Genomic DNA, 24,413 nt, shown 5'->3' on the forward strand with positions numbered 1-24,413 from the left:
AGTAGTCCGGCATTTTGCTGAATGGCCCCTGCAATGGAAATTTGCAGGGGCTCTTTGCTTTAGGTACTTTTAATTAACTTGCTTTCTCATGCCGGACAACAGGAAGGTCAATAGTTTATTTAACTGATAGCATCTGTTTATGCGTTTTCTTACTTTAATATTGCTTTTATTCGCTGGTAGTGTATCTGCGCAGTTTACCAATGCTGACCAATTTGTCCGTTCCAGGGAGGGGAAAAATGTGTGGGAGAAAAGTACCATGTTCTGGCGTTGTATGAAGGCCATGAAAGCGGATCCCACAAATAAAGAAGCCGTTCAGATCTGCAATTGCCAGGTAGACCAGATTGATGGATATTTTCCCATGAAGCGGATAAAAGAATATGAATATTTATATCCCAATTTATCATTGGCTAAACTTATAGAAGCAGATACTGTACTGCAGGCACGCATCGACCAATGTTACAAAGATGTTTCGCAAACCAACCTTTTTTTCTCACCCGCTCAGATTATATCCTACCGCGATTCTATGGCCGCTTATATTCGCAGGAATAAAAAGGAGGAACTGGATGAGAGCAGGGTAAATTCCTATTGCGATTGTGCCGTATCTGTAATGGCTAAACGAAAAATAAATGCGCAAACCATTAACGATATGAATGATCCCAATTCCATGCTGTTTAATGAAATAGCTTACCATTGTGGCGGATATCCCTATAAAAGAGTATCAACTACCACCGCCTGGAAAGCCACCGACAGTTTGGATGTAACCAGTAATAAAAGGATCGATTCTATAGATGTAATTACCGTAAGCGCTATGACGAAGCTGAAAGTAAAGATAGGACCGCTTGTAAACGTATGGATGCTCGATTGCGGCGCTACGGATATGCTGGTGTCGGACACGATGATCAATAAATTGCTTCAATTGAAACTGGTTTCCGGAAATGATTTCCTGGGGCGCCAAACATACACCCTTGCCAATGGAAAGGAGATTTTATGTGATGTGTATAGAATCAACAATGTTCAGGTAGGGAAGTTCACCGTTAATAACCTCGTAATTGGCGCTTCCAAAGAAACGGATACCTTTTTGCTGGGTAAAACTTTTCTTAATAAGTTCCGGCGCTGGTCTATTGATAACCAGCGTAACCAACTGATTTTGGAGAGATGATTTTCCCATGTTAAAGCAAATAATTGATTTAATAGTTAAATTAGATGATAACCAGTAAAAAACAGATTATGACTGTGGATGAAATTTATTCAAGCATAGGACAAGGTATTTCCAACGCCATCGAGGAAAGTAACTGGACAAATGCCAAACTGGATATAGAAGTTGTCGGAAACGGCGTTGTGGGTTACAGCGGTGATTACCAGGTTGATAATACAACCGTTAATCTGTCTGTTAGAAAAATCCCCAGGGATATTAGGAATTGGCTCAAGGAATTACACAGTATTACTACTGAGGGAGGGAAAAATAAATGGAACAGGGCCATTTTCAGATTGGAGCCTGATGGTAAGTTCAGTATAGAATTTATCTGGGATCAGCAGTTACATGACCAGGTTGAAGAATTAAACTAATAACAAAGCCAATATTTAAAACCCTATCATATCCATTTGTTTTTTGTAATTCCCCGGAGACATCCCGGTGATTTTTTTAAAAATTTTAGAGAAGTAAAACACATTTTCGAAACCCGTTTGTGTGGCAATTTCGGAAAAGGTCATCTGTGTTGTTACAATCAGGTATTGGGCCCTTTCAATTCTTTTTTCGTGTATATACTTTACCGGCCTTTCCCCGGTGTGTTGATGAAAAAGACGCGAAAAATAATCTGTATGCAGGTTTGCTCTTTTCGCCAGGGAGGTTACTGATAAATCGCGACTCAGGTTTAATTGAATATAACTGATAGCATTTAAAATTTTAACCGGCACATGAACTCCGTCTTTATATTTAAATATCTCCTGTGTCAAAAAACGGGAAACCAGTTGTAAGAGAATGCCGTGTGTTTCCGTGAATGTTGACATGCTTTGCAGGTTATTAAGATCCTGATACTCTTTATAGAAGACGTTTTTTTCATATATCCTCGGATTGTCGGAACGATTGATGCCCCTGCCTGGATTTATTTCCAGTAAACGTGCAAAATTCAGTATATCAATATCAGTCGCTTTTACCTTAAAAATGGACCTGTTATTTTCGAACAGGGAAATACCATCCGACGATTCCTCAAAAAACTGGACGAAATACTGACTAAGATGGCTGGGGCAAACCAGGTTACATAATGTAAAACTTGGTATGATGTACAGAAAACCGGGCTCAAGTTTGATTTTAGCTGAAACGTCCCAGATCTCTCCTTCTCCGCCGTCAATATAATATAGCCTGAAGTATGGGCTGATTACGTTTTTGTAATTCCACCTGGAGTCAAGCTTTACATGATCAACGTTCAATAACGTGAATGTATGTTTTAGCGCTCTTTTAATCATGCTGTATAATTAATTAACAATATCAGTTGAAATGCCCCCCTATGGAAGGCTGCTTCCACTTTTCAGATATTACGTTTTTTTAAACATTACGATTCCGATACAGCAATAATACACAAATAGTCGGTTTTGTATAAAGAAAAGTCCTATTACGCCAAATGTTTGATGAGTATTTCGGAGTAAGTTTGATTTATCAATTATAAGCGACGGATTATTCATCAATCAACCGGTAAGCCGGAACTTATATTAGAGCTAATAAAATAAATTCCATGAAAAGAAGAACGCTGATAAAAGGCATAGCCACAGGCTTGTCTTCTCTATATCTATCTGATCTTTACGCACACAGTTTGCTGGCATCTCAGCCAATTCCACGCATGGCACCAGGTCCATTTCTACCTACCTGGGACTCACTCAGGCAATACCAGGTTCCGGACTGGTTTCGGGATGCAAAGTTTGGAATCTGGGCCCATTGGGGGCCGCAATGCCAGCCGGAACGCGGCGACTGGTACGCCCGCGGCATGTACCAGGAAGGCAGCGACCAGTATAAATATCACCTGGAAAAATATGGACACCCTTCAAAATTTGGGTTTAAGGATGTAATAAACGAATGGAAGGCAGAGAACTGGAACCCGGAAGAACTGGTTGCTTTATACAAAAAAGCCGGCGCCAAATATTTTATGGCGATGGCCAATCACCACGATAATTTTGATCTGTTCCCCAGCAAATACCACAACTGGAATTCTACTAAGCTAGGACCCAAAAAAGATATCATTGGCGGCTGGGCAAAAGCAGCCAAAGAACAGGATCTGCCCTTTGGCGTTACTGTTCATGCCTCCCATGCCTGGACCTGGTATGAGGTGGCCCAGCGCTCAGACAAGAGCGGCCCCTATGCAGGAGTTCCTTATGATGGCAAACTGACTAAAGCCGATGGCAGCAATAAATGGTGGAATGGTTATGATCCGCAGCAGTTGTATGCTCAAAATCACGCATTGAGTAAGGATAGTCTTAATGATGGCAGCATGGGCGGCTATTGGGATTGGGGTAACGGCGCAAGTATACCTGATAAAGCTTACTGTGACAGTTTTTTAAACCGGACCATTGAACTTATCAATAAATATGGCCCCGAGCTGGTTTATTTTGATGACAATGTGCTGCCGCTTTTACAGGTAAGCGATGCGGGCCTCAAAATAGCTGCTCATTTCTATAACACCAGTGTGAAGAAACATGGAAAATTACAGGCTGCCCTATTTGGAAAAATGTTGAATGAGCAGCAACGTAAATGCATGATCTGGGATATTGAGCGTGGCCAAAGTAACCAGATAGAACCCCTGCCCTGGCAAACGGATACCTGTATCGGTGGCTGGCATTACGACCGCCGCCTGTTTGATAACAAAGGCTATAAGAGCGCCAAAACAGTGGTACATACCCTGGCTGATGTGGTAAGTAAAAATGGTAATCTCTTACTGAATGTTCCTGTACGCGGTGATGGTAGTATCGACAGTGAAGAACGCACGGTAGTAGAACAGGTAGCCGACTGGATGAAAATCAACAGCGAAGCAATTTATGGTACACGTCCCTGGAAAACATTTGGAGAAGGCCCGGCGATACAGTCTGTTGTGGCTTTGAGCGTACAGGGTTTTAATGAAGGGAAAGGCAAGCCATTTGAAGCAGGAGATATTCGTTTTACTACAAAAGGCAAAACACTTTACGCAATAGTGCTCGGATGGCCGTCAGATAAAGTTACTTTAATTAAATCTTTGGCCCAGGATAATCAGGCGGGAAACGTAAGCCACGTAAGCATGCTGGGAAATGACCGGTTGAACTTTGAGCAAACATCCGAAGGGTTGAAGGTGCAGTTACCTGACCAGCCACCGCGGAAAGAAGCATTTGTGTTGAAAATTGAAGGAGCGATCGTATAAATGTTTTTTTGTTTGATCAGTCAATGTAAATTTTAGATTTTAATATGGCAAAGGCCCGTACACTTTTCCCGTTTATATTGATTACAAGCCTGTTCTTTTTATGGGGTTTTGCACATAATCTTGATCCTATACTTATACCACATTTGCAGAAATCATTTACACTTACCACCGTACAGGCTACGCTGGTGGATTCTGCAGTGTTTATCGCGTATTTTCTCATGGCTTTGCCCGCTGGGTTCATCATGAAAAAATACGGGTATAAAGCAGGGATTATAACGGGACTGCTGGTTTTCGCACTGGGTTCGTATTTATTTATCCCGGCTGCCAATACCCAGCAGTATACCTTTTTCCTGATAGCCTTGTTTATCATTGCCTGCGGACTCACGATCCTGGAAACGGCGGCTAATCCTTATGCATCCTCGCTTGGCGATCCTGAATCCTCTACCCAGCGGCTTAACCTTGCACAATCATTTAATGGCCTGGCTGCCACACTTGCGCCCGTGATCGGCGCACGCGTTATACTTACAAAAGGCTATACTGCAGCACAATTAAGTACAATGACGGAAGAAGGCCGGAAGCTGGCCCTTGCTGCTGAAGCTGCCACCGTGAAGATGCCTTATTTTATTCTCGGCAGCGTGCTGGTGTTAATAGCTGTGGTTTTTGCGTTTACCCGTTTGCCGGCCATTCAAACAAATGAAGGACATGTAGCCAGTAAGAATATTTTTCACGCTTTTAAACACCGTCATTTAACCTGGAGCGTTATTGCACAATTCTTTTATGTAGGCGCCCAGGTGTGCGTGTTTAGTTTGTTTATCCTGTATGCACCAAGGGCTGCCGGTATATCGGAGGTAAAAGCCGCCGATTATTTGGGGTTATGCGGACTGGCATTTTTAATTGGAAGATTTATTGGCACCTATCTGATGCAATACTACAGTTCGGCCAGGTTGCTTGCTGCATATGCAGTCATCAATATTTTACTTTGCATCATCGCCATCTGGGGATATGGTATGATTACCATCTATACGGTTGTTGGTATTTGCTTTTTTATGTCCATTATGTTTCCTACTATTTTTGCGCTTGGCATAAAAGATTTACGCGGTGATACTGAATTTGGAAGTAGTTTAATTATTATGTCCATTGTTGGGGGCGCCGTTTTGCCAAGAGTATTCGGTTACATAAGCGATGTAACAGGTAATATTCAATATGGTTATGCAGTACCATTGATCTGTTTCGCGGTAGTGGCCTTTTTTGGAATAAAAGGTCACCGCGTAATAGTGAAGCCTGAAAATTTACCTGTTTCAGCTATTCTTTGAAAATAAGAGATTTTTATATGGAGGAACTCACACTGCCCAAAGTAATTTTTGGCACCAGCGGGTTGGGGAATTTATATGTTGCGCTACCGGATGAAGTGAAGCGGTCTATTGTTAATGAAAGCATCAAATATTCCCCCAGGCCGGCTGTATTTGATTCCGCCGGTAAATATGGCGCCGGGCTGGCGCTGGAGTCCCTGGGACGGTCCCTGAAGGAACTAAATATCAATCCGAAGGATGTACTGATCAGCAATAAGCTGGGTTGGCTGCGTACCGAATTAAAAACTGCCGAACCCACTTTTGAACCCGGAATATGGAAAAACCTGGAGTATGATGCCGTTCAGAAAATAAGTTACGATGGTATCCTGGAATGCTATGAGCAGGGGAATAAACTGCTCGGTAGCTATCATGCGCAGCTGGTATCTGTACATGATCCCGACGAATACCTCGCCGCATCAGATGATGAGGAGGAGAAAAAAAGGCGCTACCAGGATATCCTGGATGCTTACCGGGCATTAAATGAATTAAAACAGGCCGGCAAAGTTAAAGCGATCGGCGTTGGCGCAAAGGATTGGCGCATCATAAGGAAAATAACGGAGGACGTAAAACTGGACTGGGTAATGATTGCCAATAGTATGACTATTCACAGCCATCCCACGCCGCTGGTGGATTTTATGCAACAACTTTCGCATCAGGGTGTTGCAGTTATAAATTCTTCTGTTTTTAACGGAGGCTTTTTAACAGGATCGGCTTATTATAATTATCAATTGACAGATCCTGAAAAAGACAAAAATTTATATCACTGGCGGCAACAGTTTTATCAATTGTGCGAGGATTATAAAATAAGACCGGTAGAGGCATGCGTGATTTTTGGCCTGAATGCGCCCGGAGTTACAAGCATTGCTTTAAATACCACCCAGGCGGAAAGGGTAGTACAAAATGTTGCATTGCCCAACTCAATAATCCCCGAAGGATTTTGGAAGAAGATGAAAGAACGCGGACTAATTGATCAGTTCTATGCTTCCAGCTATTTGTAAAAGTTAATTGAATTTATGAAAAGATACTGTTTAGCCCTCGATTTAAAGGATAATCCGGAGCTGATAGCAGAATACGAGTATTGGCACAGGGCAGAAAATGGTTGGCCGGAAGTAAGGAAAAGCATTCTTGATGCAGGGATTGTGGAAATGCAGATCTATAGAACAGGCAATCGCTTAATGATGATCATGGAAACCAATGACCAGTATGATGAAACAGCAAAAAGTGCTTCGGATGCAGCCAATCCAAAAGTACAGGAATGGGAACAGTTAATGTGGAAGTTCCAGCAACCTTTGCCCTGGGCGAAAGAGGGAGAGAAATGGCTGTTGATGGAACAGATATTTCAACTTTAAAAAAAATAAAATATAAGGCACCTGGCGTTTTAATGCTTCAACAAAAGAAAAATCGTTACAGCAAATTTGTCATTTGATTTGGACACGTTATCCCAATCATTTTATTATCTTAGTTCCTGATTTTACGGGATTGTAGACCGGACAACGCAAATTTTTATATGTCAAATCAGATGCAATGCGTTACCTTTTTTGGATTATTTTGCTGTTACAATCTCTTTCTGTTTTAGCACAAAGCGAACATTATAATTTTTCCAAGCTCAATACGTATACCGGTTTGTCACATAACCAGGTAAATACTGTGCTGAAGGATCCTGATGGTTTTTTATGGTTTGGTACTACGTATGGACTTAATCGTTATGACGGATATTTCTGTAAAGTATTTCGTAAAGATCACAATGACAGTACTTCCATAAAGGACAACAATATCTTGTCACTTTATGAACTTCCTGATAGAAAAATGTGGGTATCTACAATGGGTGGTCCCTGTATTTATAATCCGGATACGGAAAAATTCAATGGCAGCTCTGATGACTATTTACATGCTATCGGTTTGCCGCCTGGTACTATTGCCATTATAGTAAAAGGAAATAATAACAGGTACTGGTTCCTGTATGAGGATAAGGGTTTGTTCCTGTATTCCGCTGACAACAAAATAGTAAAGCCATTCAAACCGAAAGCAACACAAACTTCCGAAAAGATTACTTCCATTAGTGAAACAAACGACGGAAAGTTATGGCTGGTATATCAATCAGGTTTTTTACAGGAGTATGATATAAAGCTGGACAAAATAATTTCTTCCACCACTGCTTTCCAAAAACGTAATAAAGATGATAACCCCTATAAGCTGTTTATAGATAGCGATAATGATCTCTGGCTTTGGCGTTATAACTTCGGTGTTTTTCTTTTTCACCCGGAAGATAACACCATCACGCAGTTTGATAAGAATTCGTATCCGGCGAGATTGAATTCAGAACTGGTAAGCCAGGTGGTTCAGGATGGCAATGGTTTGATCTGGGTAGGAACCGATCATGGAGGAGTAACGTTGATCGACAAAAAGAACCGGCTCAATACCAGTTACCTGCTGAACAACCCCAATGATCCCAAAAGCATCAGCCAGAATACCATTACAACGATGTACAGGGATGATCAGGGGATTATCTGGCTGGGAACCTACAAGCAGGGCGTGAATTATTATAACGGCAACATCGTTCAGTTTTCGTATTACCATCACCAGGAATTAAATGCAAAAAGCCTGCAGTTCGACGATGTAAACCGTTTTGTTGAAGATAAGATGGGTAATGTCTGGATTGGAACCAATGGTGGAGGATTGATCTATTTTGACAGGAAAAATAATACTTTCAAACAATACCTGTACGATCCAAAAAATGAAAACAGCCTGAGCAACAACGTAATTGTGAGCCTGTGCATGGATCATGAAGATGTTCTCTGGATTGGAACCTACCTCGGTGGCCTCAATCGCTTCGATGGTAAGAAGTTCACCCGGTACAGACATAATGAGAATGATTCCTCCAGTTTGACAGATGACAAGGTCTGGGAAATTTTTGAAGACAGGAACCGGAATTTATGGATCGGTACTTTAGGTGGTGGTTTGGATCGTTTCGACAGAAGGACCAACCAGTTTAACCACTATAAAACCGCGCAGGGAATGTTACTGTCCAATTATGTTTCTGCTATTATGGAGGACAGAAAAGGAAATTTATGGATCGGTACAGGTTACGGCATTGCTGTTATTGAAAAGAATAAACCCGCTGCTGTCTTCTACCTGGACACAAATACAAGGAATAGTTTAAGCGATAATGGTGTTATCTCTCTTTTGGAAGACAGTAAGGGACGGGTTTGGGTAGGAACCAGGGAAGGTTTGAATTTGTTTGATGAACAGAAAAAGGAGTTTCGGACATTCACAGCATCAAACGGCCTTCCCGATAATATGATCCTGAATATTCTTGAAGATGACCGTCAGACCCTGTGGATTTCTACGCCCAGTGGGTTATGTAACGCCATTCCCCGCCAGGATAATAAGCATCTTGATTTTTCTGTTATCAGTTATGATGCAACAAACAACCTGCAGAACCGCGAGTTTAACGATAACGCGGCATTAAAGCTGAGGAGCGGCGAATTAATCTTTGGTGGGCCATCTGGGTTTAATATTATCAATCCGGCTGCTATCGGTAATTCTGTTTATCACCCTAAAATTGTTTTCACCGGTTTTCAGATATTAAATAAAAATGTTGAACCCGGAGAACTGGTTAATAACCGCGTGCTGCTCAAACGCTCCTTATCCCAGCTGCAAAGTATTGACCTGAAGTATAAAGAAAATGTTTTTTCCATCGACTTTGCTGCGCTCGATTTTTCCCATAACGCATATGATAAATATGCATATATGCTGGAAGGGTTTAATGAAGACTGGTTGTATGCAGATGGTCATCAGCGGAGAGCCACTTATACCAATCTCAATCCCGGCCACTATGTTTTCAAAGTAAAAGTGTTGAACAGGGCTGGTTTGTGGAGTGAGGTGAAAACGCTGCAGATCAATATTGAACCCCCATTCTGGAGAACCCCTGTTGCATACATTATATATTTATTGATCGCTACGGGATTGTTCCTGCTTATCCGGCGCATTACATTAGACAGGATACATATGCGCTTTGAAGTTCGCCAGCAGCGCAGGGAAGCAGAAAGGGCGCATGCACTGGAGCAGTTAAAAACAAAATTCTTTACCAATGTAAGCCACGAATTCCGTACGCCGCTGAGTCTTATCATCGCGCCATTGGATAAGATCATTAAAAATACGGCAGATGAAGAGCAGGTAAAACAACTAAACCTGGTACAGCGTAACGCAAAACGCCTGTTAAGCCTTGTTAACCAGCTGCTCGATTTCAGGAAGATGGAGGTACAGGAAGTAAAACTGCATCCTTCCATAGGCGATATTGTCCGGTTTTGCAGGGAAACCAGTTACTCTTTTACTGATATTGCAGAAAAAAAGAAGATCGGATTTTCATTCTCATCTGACATTGATAGCCTCGAAATTTATTTTGACAAAGACAAAATTGAAAAGATTTTATTCAACCTGTTGTCCAACGCTTTTAAATATACGCACGATGGTGGGATGGTGAGCGTTAACTTAGTGTATAGGCAGCCGGCGGATAATGGTTCCGATGGAACGCTTGCTATCGAAATAAAGGATTCTGGTATTGGCATCCCGGCCGATCAGCATGAAAAGATTTTTGAACGGTTTTTTCAGACAGACGTTCCGGAGAGCATGGTAAACCAGGGAACCGGTATAGGATTGGCCATCACAAAAGAGTTTGTAAGATTACACAACGGGATCATCACTGTAAAAAGCGAACCGGATCAGGGCACCTGTTTTACTGTATTGCTTCCTGCAAAGAAAGTGTATGTTTCTTCCGGCCGGACCTCAACTACGCCCACATTCCCGGAGGAAACGGAGCAAATAATAGTGGAAGAAAAAAAGAAAGGGGATAAGAAGAAGACAATAATCGTAGTGGAAGACAATGAAGACCTGCGCTTTTATTTAAAAGATAACCTGAAAGGGCAGTACCATATTGAAGAAGCCGCAAACGGGAAGGAGGGCTGGGAGAAAATAAAGCTGTTAAATCCTGATCTTGTGGTAAGCGACATCATGATGCCTTTAATGGACGGCGTTGAACTTGCGAGGAAAATTAAAACCGAAACACTCACCGCTCATATTCCCGTTATTTTGCTTACCGCTATGGGAAGTGAAGAAAAACAGCTGGAGGGATTGAAAGCCGGCGTGAACGATTATATTACCAAACCCTTCACCTTTGAGATCCTGGCTTCGCGGATCAATAATTTGCTGGCACAACAAAAATTATTGCAAAAGAGGTTCCAAAAGCAGATTGAAGTCAACCCCGGGGAAGTGACCATCACCCCTGTAGACGAAAAATTCCTTAAACAGGCATTGGACATTATCGAAAAACAAATAGACAATCCGGAATTTTCCGTAGATGAGTTCAGTAAAGAGATGTACATGAGCAGGGTTACCCTGTACAGAAAGATACAATCGTTAACCGGTAAGTCGCCGTTAGATTTTATCCGTTCAATCCGTTTGAAAAGGGCTATCCAGTTATTAGACAAAAGCGGCATGTCTATTTCAGAAGTTGCCTACCAGGTAGGATTCAATGACCCCAAAATATTCCGTAAACTTTTCAAAGAAGAATTCAAAACCACCCCTTCAGAGTACCTGGCAAATCTTAAAAATAAAGGCCTTTAATAACCCGCCTCCCGAAATCCTACCAGTGATATTCAGGTATTTGTAACATTTGAACCCCTTGGTTGAATCATTTGACGCCCCGGTTTCTGGCGCCATAGCAATAGTTTTACGGCATCTAATCCACGTATATGAAATTACGATTGCTGCTGCTTAGCCTGCTGACTTTTACGTTATTTAATAATTTATTGGCGGCGCCACCTGCTTACATTAAACTTCCGGATGGGGTTATAGTTTTTACAGACTCTCTGCTTACAGGCGCTACAAATGCTGTTAAACTTGAAGTTGTTTCGGATGATATTATAAGAGTGATCGCTGCTCCCGGAAAAGAAATAGTAGCCGGTAACAGCCTGGTAACCGTTTATCATAAACAAACAGGGCTTACCTGGGATATCAGTACTTCCAAAGAAACACTGACGCTCAAAACAAAGAAATTGATTGTCACCGTCGACCGGGGCACAGGAGCCGTTACTTTCACGGATCTGGCAGGCAAAAAGATCCTGGCTGAGAAACAACCCTTCGGGCGGGATTTTCAATCCGCCATATTCGACGGCAAACGGTATTACACGATTAGCCAAACATTTCAGACGGCTGCCGGAGACGCATGGTATGGGCTCGGGCAACACCAGGACGGGATTATGAACTATCGTGGCCAACAGGTTACCTTCTTCCAGAACAATACAGAAGTGGCCGTTCCTTTTATGATCTCCAATAAAAACTATGGTATTCTGTGGGACAACTATTCCCTCACCAGGGCCGGCGATATCAGGCCACTTCATCCACTTTCTTCTATGCAGCTTTTTTCAAAGAAAGGCGAAGCCGGCTGGCTTACTGCCTCTTATTCCAATGATGCGCATAAACCGCAGGAAATAAGTACCGAAAGAGCGGAGACCAATATTAATATGGAGTTCCTGGGAGATTCAAAAGTCCTCTTGCCACGGGAATTTACACCTGCCTCCGGCATGGTGACCTGGGAAGGAAGTCTTTCCAGTTATCTCTCCGGTCTTCATCAGTTCCGTTTCACTTATGGCGGCTCGGTGAAAGTATGGCTGGATGGAAAACTTGTTTTGGATCGCTGGAGAAAAGCATGGAACCCCGCATCTGCACTGGTTTCCTGGAACTTCAAAAAAGCAGAAAAAGTACCTGTCAGAATTGAGTGGATACCTGAAGGCGGCGAGTCCTATTTTTCTTTGAAATGGCAGGAGCCATTGAGCGAGGAGCAGCAAAACAGTTTTGGTTTCTGTTCCGAAGCCGGCAAACAGGTTGACTACTACTTCGTGTATGGCAATAATATGGATGAAGTGATTTCGGGTTACCGGTCGCTTACAGGTAAGGCGCCTATTGTTCCCAAATGGGCATTAGGCTTCTGGCAAAGCCGGGAGAGATACAAAACACAGGAGGAGTTACTGAACGCCGTTGCTGAATTCCGCAAAAGAAAGATTCCCATTGACAACATTGTGCTGGACTGGAGTTATTGGAGAGAAGCCGAATGGGGCAGCCAGGAGTTCGATGAAAAACGCTTTCCTTCTCCCGATAGCATGATTGATTTGCTGCATAAAAAGTACAACACTCAAATCATGATATCAGTATGGCCGAAATTTTATGATGGCATATCAGCTTACCATGAATTTGATAAAAAAGGATGGCTTTATAAAAGAAACATCGCTGATCAACAAAAAGACTGGATAGGTAAAGGATACGTTTCTACTTTTTATGATGCTTTCAACAACGCGGCCCGGAAAGGCTTCTGGGAGCTGATCAACGAAAAAATATATAGTAAAGGAATTGACGCATGGTGGATGGACGCCAGTGAACCGGACATTGTTTCCAATGTAAATCCGGAAAAGAGAAAGCTGCAAATGACACCCACTGCTTTGGGTAGCGCGGCAGAATTTCTGAATGCTTATCCCCTGCAAAATGCAAAAGGAATTTATGAAGGACAACGTTCAACGGATCCGGATAAAAGGGTCTTTTTGCTGACACGTTCCGGCTTTGCAGGTTCGCAGCGCTATGCTGCCGCGATATGGAGTGGTGACATTGGCTCTACCTGGAATGATATGAAAGCACAAATAGCTGCAGGCGCTAATTTCTCTATGTCCGGACTTCCTTACTGGACGATGGATATTGGTGGCTTTGTGGTGCCCCGCAAATTTGAAAACCCGGACGCAGCGGGACTGGAGGAGTGGAGGGAATTGATGACCCGGTGGTCGCAGTTTGGCGCTTTCGTTCCTTTGTTCCGGTCTCACGGGCAATTCCCTTACCGCGAAGTATTCAATACTGCTCCTGAAGATCATCCTGCTTATGAGAGTTTCCTCTATTACGATAAGCTGCGTTACCGTTTACTGCCATACATATACTCGCTGGCCGGGTGGACTTACCACAATGACTACACTATTATGCGGGGACTTGCGATGGACTTTGCAACAGATACCGCCGTATTGAATATTACTGATCAATATATGTTTGGTCCTTCGTTGCTAATAAATCCCGTATATGAATACCGACAAACGAAACGCGCCCTGTATCTACCCAGGAGCGCAGGATGGTATGACCTCTATTCCGGGAAGTGGTATGCAGGTGGTCAGAAAATTACTGCCGACGCGCCATACGAACGGATGCCTTTATTTGTAAAAGCCGGATCCATCGTTCCCTTCGGACCCGGGTTACAATACACCACAGAAAAACAGGCCGACACCCTGACATTGAACATCTACACCGGTGCAGACGCGTCTTTCAACCTGTATGAAGATGAAGGGGCCAATTACAATTATGAAAAAGGCGCCTTTTCCATTATCCCGGTAAAATATACCCAGGCAACAGGAACTGTTACTGTCGGAGACCGGAAGGGATCATTCAATGGCATGTTACAGAAAAGAACTATCCGTATCAATATTATTGCGCCCAATGAACCCAGGCGTCTGGATCTTGATGCAAAATGTGATAAGGAAGTAGTTTATGAAGGAAGAAAAATAGATATAAAAAAGTAGTCAGTTAAATCCACAATTATGAAATCAGCCAAACTTTTTTACTTGCGAGTATTGCTGCTGTGGGGCGCGCTTTGGGTCTTCGCCCCGGGCAAAAATGCCTATGCCCAAACTTCAAAGGTGAATGGAACGATCACCAGTCAAAGTACTTCCGTTCCGGTCCCTGCAGCATCAGTAACCGTTAAAAGCACCCGTGTCTCCACCATTGCGGATGATGCAGGAAAATTTACTATTGAGGCATCAATTGGTGATGTGATAGTAATTACATCCGTTGGTTTTGTTGAAAAAGAGGTAAAAGTTACCTCGCGCGAATTGAAAGTTCAGTTGCAGGACGCCGAAAGCCAGCTGGAAAATGTAGTGGTAATTGGTTATGGCGTACAGAAGAAAAAACTGGTTACAGGCGCTAACATACAGGTAAAAGGCGCCGACATCCAGAAACAGAATACTACCAGTGCAATGCAGGCTTTGCAGGGACAGGCACCCGGTGTGCAAATCACTTCCTATTCGGGACAGCCAGGTTCAGGAATGAATGTTATCATTCGTGGTAAAGGTACTGTTGGTAACTTTGCTCCTTTATATATTGTGGATGGTGTTCAGACAGGTGACATCGCCTACCTGAACCCGGCGGACATAGAATCCATCGACATCCTGAAAGACGCTGCATCTGCTGCTATTTATGGTTCCCAGGCCGCCAACGGCGTTATCCTTGTTACCACAAGAACAGGAAAAGCCAACCAAAAACCACAGGTCACCCTGGATGTTTTTTATGGCGCCCAACAGCTTGCCCGCAAAGCAAAACTGTTGAATGCAAAAGATTATGCTACCATTATAAATGAAGCCGCTGTTAACTCCGGTAAGGCGCCTTATTTCAGCAATGAGGTAGTCAACAACCTGCCGGTAAACACAGACTGGCTTGACCAGATGTTTAAAAAGAATGTACCGACTCAAAACTATGTATTGGGTGTACAGGGTGGCGGACCGGCTTCCACCTATTCCTTATCCCTGGGATATACCAGCCAGGGCGGCATCGTGGGCGGATCTGATATCTCTTACCTTGACCGCTACACGTTCAGAATAAATTCTGAACATAACTTATACCAGAATATCGTTAAGCTGGGAGAGCATCTTACGTTCAACTATCAAAACAGCCACGGAATTGCTGTAGACGGTCAGTATAATAATACACTACGTTCTGCTTTTACTACCAGCCCGTTCCTGCCAATGTATGATACAGATGGCAGTTATTTCAGCAGTGATAAAAAAGGCTGGTATCCGGGAAAACCTGATCAGGCATGGAATAATACAGAAGCCAATCCGTATGCAGTGATGGACTATAACACGCGCAACCGGAACAGCAGCCAGGGCTTATTTGGCGATGTGTATTTACAGGTGGAACCTGTTAAAGGTTTAAAATTCCGCTCCAGCCTCGGTTTAAATTATTCCGCTAACCAAAGTCATGGTTATACACCGGTTTATCATCTTTCTATTTATTCCTTGAATGATACCGCTAAGGTGAGTCAATCAATGGGTAATGGACGGACTATCCAGTTCGACAATTTAATCAGCTATGATTTTGATGTTGCGGCTGATCACCATTTCGGCGTAATGGCGGGTAGTTCTTCGCTGAAAACACAAACTGTTGGTATGAATGGTTCCAACTGGGATCTGCGTGTTGCCGACATGCAACATGCCTACCTTTCTGTTGCTCAGAATGTGACCAGGGGCGCTCCTTATATGAGTCTTGGCGGCGGTCCGTCCGAAAATGCATTGATGTCTTACTTCGGACGGTTGCAATATAACTTCCGGGAAAAATACCTGGTTAATGTAACATTCAGGGGTGATGGATCTTCCAAATTCGCTCCGGATCATCGCTGGGGATATTTCCCTTCCGTGTCTGCAGGATGGGTAACTTCTATGGAGAACTTTATGGAGGGCGTACAATGGTTGAATTTCCTTAAACTTCGCGGCAGCTGGGGCCAGGTTGGCAATCAGAACGTAGCGGCGTACCAGTTTGTATCTCCCATCAGTTTCAGTAATGCAGGTTATATATTCGGACCGGTAGAAGGAGCCAATACGCAGGGCGCTTATCCAAGCCGTATTGCCAATCCGGATGTAAAATGGGAAACATCCGAGCAAACCAATATCGGTTTTGACGCTACCATATTACAGCGCCTGAATGTGACATTTGATTATTATGTCAAAAAAACAAAGGATTGGTTAATTACAGTGCCTATTCTGGCTACTGCCGGAGCAGATGCACCGCTGATCAATGGGGGTGATGTGAAAAACACCGGCGTTGAACTGGCGCTGAATTACCGTAACAGCATCGGTAAAAACTTCCATTATTCAGTTGGTGTAAACGGCGCCTATAATAAAAACAGGATAGGAAATATTCCTACAAACGATCATGTGCTTCATGGCAATACCAATGTGCTGTATGCCAATGCCGGTGAGTTTTACCGGGCAGCAAACGGCGAACCGGTAGGTTATTTCTGGGGATTTAAAACTGCAGGCGTTTTCCAGTCGGATGATGAGGTAGCGGCTTATAAAGGCAAAACAGGAACTCCGATTCAGCCCACCGCTAAGCCCGGAGATGTTCGTTATATCGATTTGAACAACGATGGTGTTATTGATGCCAATGACAAAACCAATATCGGTGATCCCAATCCTGATTTTACCTATGGTTTTAATATATCGCTCGATTACAAAGGGTTTGATCTCCTGGTACAGGCCTCCGGTGTAACAGGTAATCAGCTTGTTCAGTCGTACAGAGGACCGGGCGGCTTTGGTAACTATACTTCAGAAATACTGGACCGCTGGCATGGCCCGGGAACTTCCAACAGAATTCCCAGGGTAACAGAAGATGGTGCTAACTGGGCACAGTTCTCTGATCTGTACGTTTATAAAGGAGATTATCTGCGTATCAACACTATTACCCTTGGTTATGATTTTTCTAACCTGATCAAAAAAAATTACCTGGGCAAAGTAAGATTATATGCTTCCGTGCTGAATGCTTTCCTGTTTACCAAATACAATGGTATGGATCCTGAAGTTGGGTATAACGAGGGCTTTTCATCGGGAGTGGACTTAGGATATTATCCCAGGCCCAGAACATTTATGGTTGGAGCAAACATCCGGTTTTAAATTAAAAATGAATTGGCGATGAAAAACTTGAAATTTTATATACTGGCTTCTGCATTGTTGACATTGATTGCCTGTAACAAGGACTTTCTGGATTCAGAAGATGTAACGGCTGCCACAGAGCAGAATTTTTACAAAACACAGAATGATGCCTGGAAGGCATTGGTGGGCGTATATGATGGATTACAGCGTGTTTGGTCAGGTGGCGTTGCTTTTCCTGTTGCGTCGGAAATCATGTCTGACGATGCATTTGGAGCCACCGGTAATGCTGACGGCTTCGGCTTTCAGATGATGGACGAGTTTGACAAACTCCGTTCGCCCTCAGATCAAAATATGTTTGGAGATAGCTGGGCGCTTTACTACAAGGCTATCTATCGCGCCAATATGCTTTTGTCGCACCTCGACGGAGTGGATTGGAAAGGAGATAACAATTTGCGTAAGACATATGAAGCGGAAACAAGGTTCATACGCGCCTATTGTTATTTTGATATGGTCCGGTTATGGGGAAATGTCCCACTGATCACCGTACCTACCACCGATAATGTGCCGCAGGCCAGCGCAGACAGCGTTTATAAACTCATTACTGACGACCTGATATTTGCAGCTTCCAATCTTCCTGCTACTGGTTATGGTGCACAAAGCCCCTCTACCCGTGGACGGGTAACCAAATGGGCTGCTGAATCACTGATTGGTCGTGTGTTCCTTTGCTATACCGGTTATTACAATAAGCCCGACCTGGTAGGAACTGTTTCAAAAGCCCAGGCGCTTGCTTACCTCGAGGATGTTATCAGTAATGGAGGATTTGGGTTGGTTGACAAATTTGCCAATTTATGGCCTGCTGCCTCTCTCAATAATTATGTAGGAGAAGATAATAAGGAAACGGTGTTTGCCATCAAGTACACTTACACCAGCGATTGGAATGGAAATGTGGATGGTAACCAGTGGATGGTGATGTTCGGTATTCGCGTTCAAAGTATTTATCCGTATGGAATGGGCTGGGGCGGCGCCACCGTGAATCCAAAACTTTGGAAAGCTTTCCCTGCCGGCGATAGCCGGAGAAATGCCTCTATCATTTCAATAGTGGACGAGGGGCTTGATTTTCAGAACATAAAGGATCAACGGGAGTATACCGGCTACTGCATTAAAAAATATACCCCCATGGCTGATGAGGCAGGAAGAAGTCTTGCAGAAAAAATGGGCGGCGCGAGCTTCATGATCAGCCAGTACCAGGATTATGTATCTATCCGCTACGCTGATGTTTTGTTAATGGCGGCTGAATTGGGCGCCGGCGGTGCGCAGGGTTACTTTGATGATGTGCGCAGAAGGGCGCTGGGAACCAGCTTTGTGCAGGTTCCGGTGAGCCAGGCAAATATTATAAATGAAAGAAGGCTGGAATTTGCGGGAGAAGGGATCCGTTACTGGGATCTTCTTCGCCAGGGGCTGAATGTTGCGGCATCAGCTATTGCCGAGTCGGTGACCCTTCAAAATGGCGGTGTGAATACCACCAAAACCATTTTGGCATCGAAGGTAATAGAAACAAAGGGCTTCGTGCAGATCCCTTATTCACAAATTACATTATCGAATAACGTATTGAAGCAAAATGCAGGATGGTAATAGGCTAAACCATTCTATAATATTATCAGGAAGACCGGGTAGGTAGAAAATGTGGTTGTTGGATGAATGCAAGATGGTGGCCCCGGTTTTCCTGGTTTTAAATTCAAGCGCTGTCAAATCATTGACAGTGATATTCACCGAATTGTAACATTCGGGTCTCATGGTTGAATCAAATGGCCCCCTTGATTCAGGCAACATAGCAATAGCTTTACAATATTCAATCCACGTATATGAAACTACAATTGCTGCTACCTTGCTTGCCGGCCTATGTCTCGTATGGAGACTTATTGGCAAGTCCTTCTGCTCATAGTGCAGATCCTGACCACCTGTTTACTTTTTCAATCCCTCTACTTAGTCATTCACCTCAGGCTGTTAAACCTGAGGTCGTCACCAATTACATTAAAAAAGTGACTAATAGGAACTATAGAAGTTACTGAAAAAGAATTGGCGCTTAACAATTGCCTGGTTCCTGTTACGAGTATTCTGGCCTTATGAAATATCATCCTCGCTGAAAATGCCGCTGAGGATCATCTTCCGCACACGTTAAAATGAAAAAAATGAAGTCAACCAAAATGATTCGCTTGCGAATACTACCGCTATTGGGTATCCTTTTGGGATTCCTTTCCAGCACAAACCTCTCCGCACAAACAACAAAAATAAGTGGTAGAATCATCAATAAAAGTAATTCCTCCCCGGTTCCGGGTGCAACTGTTACCTTAAAAAACACCAGCCGCTTCACTATTACCAATGGAGAAGGAAAGTTTACGATCGACGCTCCCACCGGAAGCGTATTGGTAATTACCATGATAGGTTTTCAGAAGAAAGAAGTGGTGGCCAAAACACCGTCCCTTGAAATAGAAATGAGTGAGAATATTTCACAACTGGAAGATGTGGTGGTGATTGGTTACGGTAAAGCCAAACGGAAGGACGTTACCGGCGCCATATCTTCTGTTTCCGGTGATGAGCTCCGTAAAACACAGCCTGTAACCTTTGACCAGGCTTTGCAGGGAAAGGTTCCCGGGTTAGTGGTACAACAAATATCAGGTCAACCAGGTGGAGCTGTATCGATACAGATCCGTGGCTTGTCTTCTTTTGGGGGAGGTTCGCCTATGTATGTAATAGATGGAATCATTATTGGTGGCACCGCCACATTGGGCTCAGGCGTGAATCCATTGGCAGGTATCAATCCTTCTGAAATTGAAACCATTGATGTATTGAAAGACGCATCAGCCACGGCCATTTATGGTTCACAGGCAACAAATGGTGTAATAGTAATAACCACCAAGAGGGGGCAGGTCGCTCCGCCAAGCATTTCCTATGATATGTATACAGGCTACCAGCAAATACCTAAAAGGTTGCCTGTAATGAATTTAAGGGAATACGCCACTTTTATAAATGAAAGAAATACCGGGTTAGGATGGGGATTTGATACCCGCCCGGAATTTGTAAATCCAAAGTACCTGGGCGAGGGCACCAACTGGCAGAAAGAACTTTTCAGAAATGCCCCGATGACCAACCATACATTATCCATTAATGGAGGAGATACAAGAACACAATACCTCCTGTCGGGCTCCTATTTCAACCAGGAAGGCATTGCGCTCGGTTCCAATTTCCGCAGGCTTTCATTAAGACTCAATCTCGATAATAAAACAACCAACTGGTTAAAGATCGGTACCAGCCTGCAATTGGTTAATATCAAGGAGAACGTGAATTCAACCAGCTCGAATGTAATTAATACCGCATTAAGCCAAACGCCGGATATAGCCGTAAAGAATGAGGATGGCAGCTGGGGAGGAGCCTATAATCCGAATGGATGGGTGAACAGCACCGTGAACCCATATGCGATCGCCCTTATTAATAAAGATGAGGCAAAAAGAAACCAGCTCTTTGGTAATATATATGCGGAAATTGCTTTTACCAAAGACCTGACCCTCCGGAATGAAGCAACAGGAAGTTTTTCAATGGCAACGCAGGACAGGTTTAATCCTTCCTATACATTTGGCCTTGTAAAAAACAATACCAACAGCGGGTCTTATGAATTTTCGCAAAATTTATTTACAACTTTAAGAAACTTCCTTACCTATTCACATCTGTTTAAAGAGAGATACAATGTAAACGTATTACTGGGGCATGAGGCACAGCTAGGCACCAGTGAAGGTTCCAGCGCGTCCAGGTCAAATTTCCCTTCAAATAGTGTGCAGGTAATCAGCAGTGGTGATCCTACCACCGCCACCAATAGCGGCAGTAAAGGACAAAGTGCCCAGGAATCGTACTTTGGCCGTATTAATTTCGGCATCAACGACAAGTACCTGTTTACCGTTAATCTCAGGGCAGATGGTTCTTCAAAGTTTGCTCCTGAAAACCGCTGGGTGAATACCTACTCAGGTGCATTTGCCTGGAAATTGAATAACGAAGAATTCCTGAAAACGGTAAAGGAGGTTAATGAGTTAAAGCTGCGCCTGGGTTATGGATTAACCAATAATCAGAATATCCGGGATTATGCCTATACCTCCACACTGGCCACTGTGGCTACCGGGTTAACGGGTATCGCACAACTTACCCAGAATGTGGGCAACCCTTACGTACAGTGGGAAAAAACAAAATACGCCAACATCGGACTGGAAGGAACGCTTTTTAACTGGAGATTGAATTTCTCTGTTGATTTTTATAACCGAAAAACTGATGGTCTTGTCCTGCAGATCCCTTTACCTATGTATTCCGGAACGGCGATTGGTTATTCGCCAGGCGCGATGGAAGCCCCATATGTCAATGTTGGTACTGTTAATAACAAGGGCTTTGATTTCAGAATCAGTTCCACCAATATTAAAACCAAAAATTTCAGCTGGAAAACTGATGTGACGGTTTCCCGCAATATTAATGAAGTGCTTAAGCTCAATACCGATGGCGCTTCACTGAACAGGCAATATAGTAAAACGGTTGTAGGCAGATCTATCGGCGAGTTTTATGGCTATGTCATTGACGGTGGCGTATTTGCAACGAAAAAAGATTTTGAAACCCACGCATTACCCACTAAAAATGGTGTGCCTTTGCCAGTAGGGGCTGCAGGTGGAAGTATCTGGTATGGTGATCTGAAGTTTAAAGATTTTAATGGCGACGGCGTTATTAATGAATCCGATCAAACCTTTCTTGGTTCACCCATACCTAAATACCAGATTGGTTTCAATAACACTTTCTCCTATAGAAATTTTGATGTGAATATATTTTTCGCAGCAAACATTGGCAATAAAGTATTTAACCAACTTCGCGTAAATGGGGAATACCCAGGTACCAGCTTTGGTTATTTCAAGTCATTAAATGACTATGCGAAACTAACCCTGATTGATCCGAAAGGAAGTGCCACTGATATTAATAATATACAGGTCACTAACCCGGAAACAAGGATAGTCGGCATTAGGAATGATAACACTAATGATAATAACAGGAATTCTGACAAGTTCGTAGAAGACGGAAGCTTTTTGAGATGTAAGAATATTTCCTTAGGATATACCCTCCCCGAAAAGCTGCTTGCTAAAGCCAGCATTAAATATCTGAGAGTTTATTTCAATGTTTCAAATGCATTCATTATTACAAACTATAAGGGAATGGACCCGGAGATTGGATCATGGGACCCGCTGAGTGCTGGTGTTGACGGCGGTTTTTATCCGCAACCCCGTGTGTTTACCATTGGTGCGAACATTAAACTGACTAAATAAAATATTCATCTGTTAATATAAATAGTTATGAGATTAATATTGGATAAAATAATTGCCTTCCTGCTGGTTACGATAGCTATAACAGGATGCTCCAAAAGTTTTTTGGATCGTCCGCCCTTGTCGCAGATAAGTGCTGATAATTTTTATCAAACTACGGGTGATCTCAGGTTGGCAACAGCTGCATTGTATGCTGGTACACCCTGGGCCGACTGGAACTATACTTGTTATTTACCTGTTGGCGAAGTGCTGAGTGGAAATATGGCGGTTGGTTATTGGGGAGATGCTGTGCAGCTGAATACTTTTACAGTTACCGGTTTAAATGGTATCATGATTTCCAATTGGAAAGGAATGTATAATATCATTGCACACTGTAATGTTACCATCAATGCCATCGCGCAAAAAGCGCCGGCTTCCATCACTGATAAGGACAAAAATGCTGCTATCGCTGAAGCCCGCTTCATACGTGGATTTGCTTATTATAACCTGGCAGTATTATGGGGGGCTGTACCCGTTATTGAAGATAACAGCCAGCTGATTGTATCTCCATTGATTAACCGTATAAAAACGGAGGACGTATATAAATTCGCCATTAACGACCTGGCTTTTGCAGCTGCAAATCTCCCGCCTACCGATGCTGCCGGAAGGGTTACTACCTGGTCCGCACAAGGTATGTTAAGTAAGGTGTACCTGACAGTAGCCGGATTAAATCAGCAGGGAGGTACCAGAAACCAGGCTTACCTGGATAGTGCAAAAAAATACGCCGGGAATGTGTGTAAAAACAGTGGCCGGGCACTGGTAAATAATTATGCCGACCTCTTTAAAACCCAGTTTAACGACAATCCGGAGTCATTGTTTGCATTGCAGTGGGCCCCGGGTGGAGGTTGGTTGGAAGGAAATATGCTGCAGATCTATTCTCCGGGAGGTGTAGAAATATCTGCCAATGGCTCGGCTGGCTGGTTTGCTATTAGCCCAACCATAGATATGTACCAACTTTACAAAGCAAAGGATTCTGTAAGGCGTAAAGCCACTTTTATGATTAACGGGGATTATTACCCGGAGTTGAACGCAGCAGGCGGAGGATTTAAGTATACAGGCAGTTCTGGATTGAAGAAGCATATTATCGGCACGAACAAGGATAATAGTGCCCCAACTATGACGCTGACTTCCTCCACAGAGCATAATGCATTATTAAGACTGGCGGATGTTTACCTCATTTACGCTGAAGCCATACTCGGTAACAGTGGTTCTACTGCGGATGGCGAGGCGCTTCACTACTTTAACGAAGTTCGTACAAGGGCCGGGATGGCTCCTGCCCCCAGAATAGATATTGACTCCGTAATTATTGAGAGAAGAATTGAACTGGCGGGAGAAGGACAATATTGGATAGACCTGGTTAGATTATCTTATTATAATCCAGTCAAGGCAATCAGCAAATTAAATGGAGAAAGGCGTGCACCATTTACCATTTCGAATGGTGTTATAACACCAGGAGATCCATATGGTATTGTTACGCCTGCAACTATTCAAAGTTTCACTTTTCCAATACCTTCTTCTGAGGTTACGGCCAATCCAAAATTGTTGGAAGCTCCGGTGTCATATTATTAAGAACTACTA

13 protein-coding genes are annotated in these 24,413 nt (G+C 43.3%); 12 read left to right on the plus strand and 1 reads right to left on the minus strand.

Features of this window, described 5'->3' with window-relative positions; all coding sequences use genetic code 11:
* Nucleotides 1-139 precede the first annotated feature (139 nt).
* Entirely contained in the window at nt 140-1,159 is a 1,020-nt protein-coding gene (locus PV783_RS08500; RefSeq protein ID WP_420987707.1) for a retroviral-like aspartic protease family protein, read from the plus strand.
* Nucleotides 1,160-1,203: 44 nt separating this feature from the next.
* Nucleotides 1,204-1,566: a hypothetical protein gene (locus tag PV783_RS08505; RefSeq protein ID WP_420987708.1), complete on the plus strand. Its 363-nt coding sequence runs from the start codon at nt 1,204-1,206 to the stop codon at nt 1,564-1,566.
* Between the two features lie 15 nt (nt 1,567-1,581).
* Here the strand turns inward: PV783_RS08505 and PV783_RS08510 are convergent, their stop codons facing one another.
* Complete coding sequence (locus PV783_RS08510) at nt 1,582-2,463, minus strand: helix-turn-helix domain-containing protein (RefSeq protein WP_420987709.1); 882 nt, start codon at nt 2,461-2,463, stop codon at nt 1,582-1,584.
* 266 nt (nt 2,464-2,729) lie between these two features.
* Between PV783_RS08510 and PV783_RS08515 the strand changes: the two genes are divergently transcribed.
* From PV783_RS08515 to PV783_RS08560, 10 genes are all read left to right on the plus strand, one after another.
* Nucleotides 2,730-4,379 carry an alpha-L-fucosidase gene (locus PV783_RS08515; RefSeq protein ID WP_420987710.1) on the plus strand — a complete coding sequence of 550 codons (1,650 nt, stop codon included), beginning with the start codon at nt 2,730-2,732 and terminating at the stop codon, nt 4,377-4,379.
* Nucleotides 4,380-4,423: 44 nt separating this feature from the next.
* Nucleotides 4,424-5,692: an L-fucose:H+ symporter permease gene (fucP, locus tag PV783_RS08520; RefSeq protein WP_420987711.1), complete on the plus strand. Its 1,269-nt coding sequence runs from the start codon at nt 4,424-4,426 to the stop codon at nt 5,690-5,692.
* A 17-nt stretch (nt 5,693-5,709) separates the two neighbouring features.
* Nucleotides 5,710-6,726 (plus strand): aldo/keto reductase, encoded by a 1,017-nt coding sequence (locus tag PV783_RS08525; RefSeq protein ID WP_420987712.1) that lies wholly within the window; start codon nt 5,710-5,712, stop codon nt 6,724-6,726.
* A gap of 15 nt (nt 6,727-6,741) precedes the next feature.
* On the plus strand, nt 6,742-7,077 hold the full coding sequence (locus PV783_RS08530; RefSeq protein WP_420987713.1) for an L-rhamnose mutarotase: 336 nt from the start codon (nt 6,742-6,744) through the stop codon (nt 7,075-7,077).
* Between the two features lie 175 nt (nt 7,078-7,252).
* Nucleotides 7,253-11,350 (plus strand): two-component regulator propeller domain-containing protein, encoded by a 4,098-nt coding sequence (locus PV783_RS08535; protein WP_420987714.1) that lies wholly within the window; start codon nt 7,253-7,255, stop codon nt 11,348-11,350.
* A gap of 128 nt (nt 11,351-11,478) precedes the next feature.
* Nucleotides 11,479-14,334, plus strand: a complete 2,856-nt coding sequence (locus PV783_RS08540) for a TIM-barrel domain-containing protein (protein ID WP_420987715.1) — start codon at nt 11,479-11,481, stop codon at nt 14,332-14,334.
* Nucleotides 14,335-14,376: 42 nt separating this feature from the next.
* The gene (locus tag PV783_RS08545; protein WP_420987716.1) at nt 14,377-17,475 is read left to right on the plus strand and encodes a SusC/RagA family TonB-linked outer membrane protein; all 3,099 of its coding nucleotides are present in this window, start codon (nt 14,377-14,379) and stop codon (nt 17,473-17,475) included.
* Between the two features lie 18 nt (nt 17,476-17,493).
* Nucleotides 17,494-19,086: a RagB/SusD family nutrient uptake outer membrane protein gene (locus PV783_RS08550; RefSeq protein ID WP_079469164.1), complete on the plus strand. Its 1,593-nt coding sequence runs from the start codon at nt 17,494-17,496 to the stop codon at nt 19,084-19,086.
* Nucleotides 19,087-19,643: 557 nt separating this feature from the next.
* The gene (locus PV783_RS08555) at nt 19,644-22,799 is read left to right on the plus strand and encodes a SusC/RagA family TonB-linked outer membrane protein (RefSeq protein WP_420987717.1); all 3,156 of its coding nucleotides are present in this window, start codon (nt 19,644-19,646) and stop codon (nt 22,797-22,799) included.
* A 27-nt stretch (nt 22,800-22,826) separates the two neighbouring features.
* Entirely contained in the window at nt 22,827-24,404 is a 1,578-nt protein-coding gene (locus tag PV783_RS08560) for a RagB/SusD family nutrient uptake outer membrane protein (RefSeq protein WP_079469162.1), read from the plus strand.
* Nucleotides 24,405-24,413 lie beyond the last annotated feature (9 nt).

Source organism: Chitinophaga sp. CC14, assembly GCF_048957795.1.
In the GTDB taxonomy this organism is placed as follows: Bacteria; Bacteroidota; Bacteroidia; order Chitinophagales; family Chitinophagaceae; genus Chitinophaga; species Chitinophaga ginsengisegetis.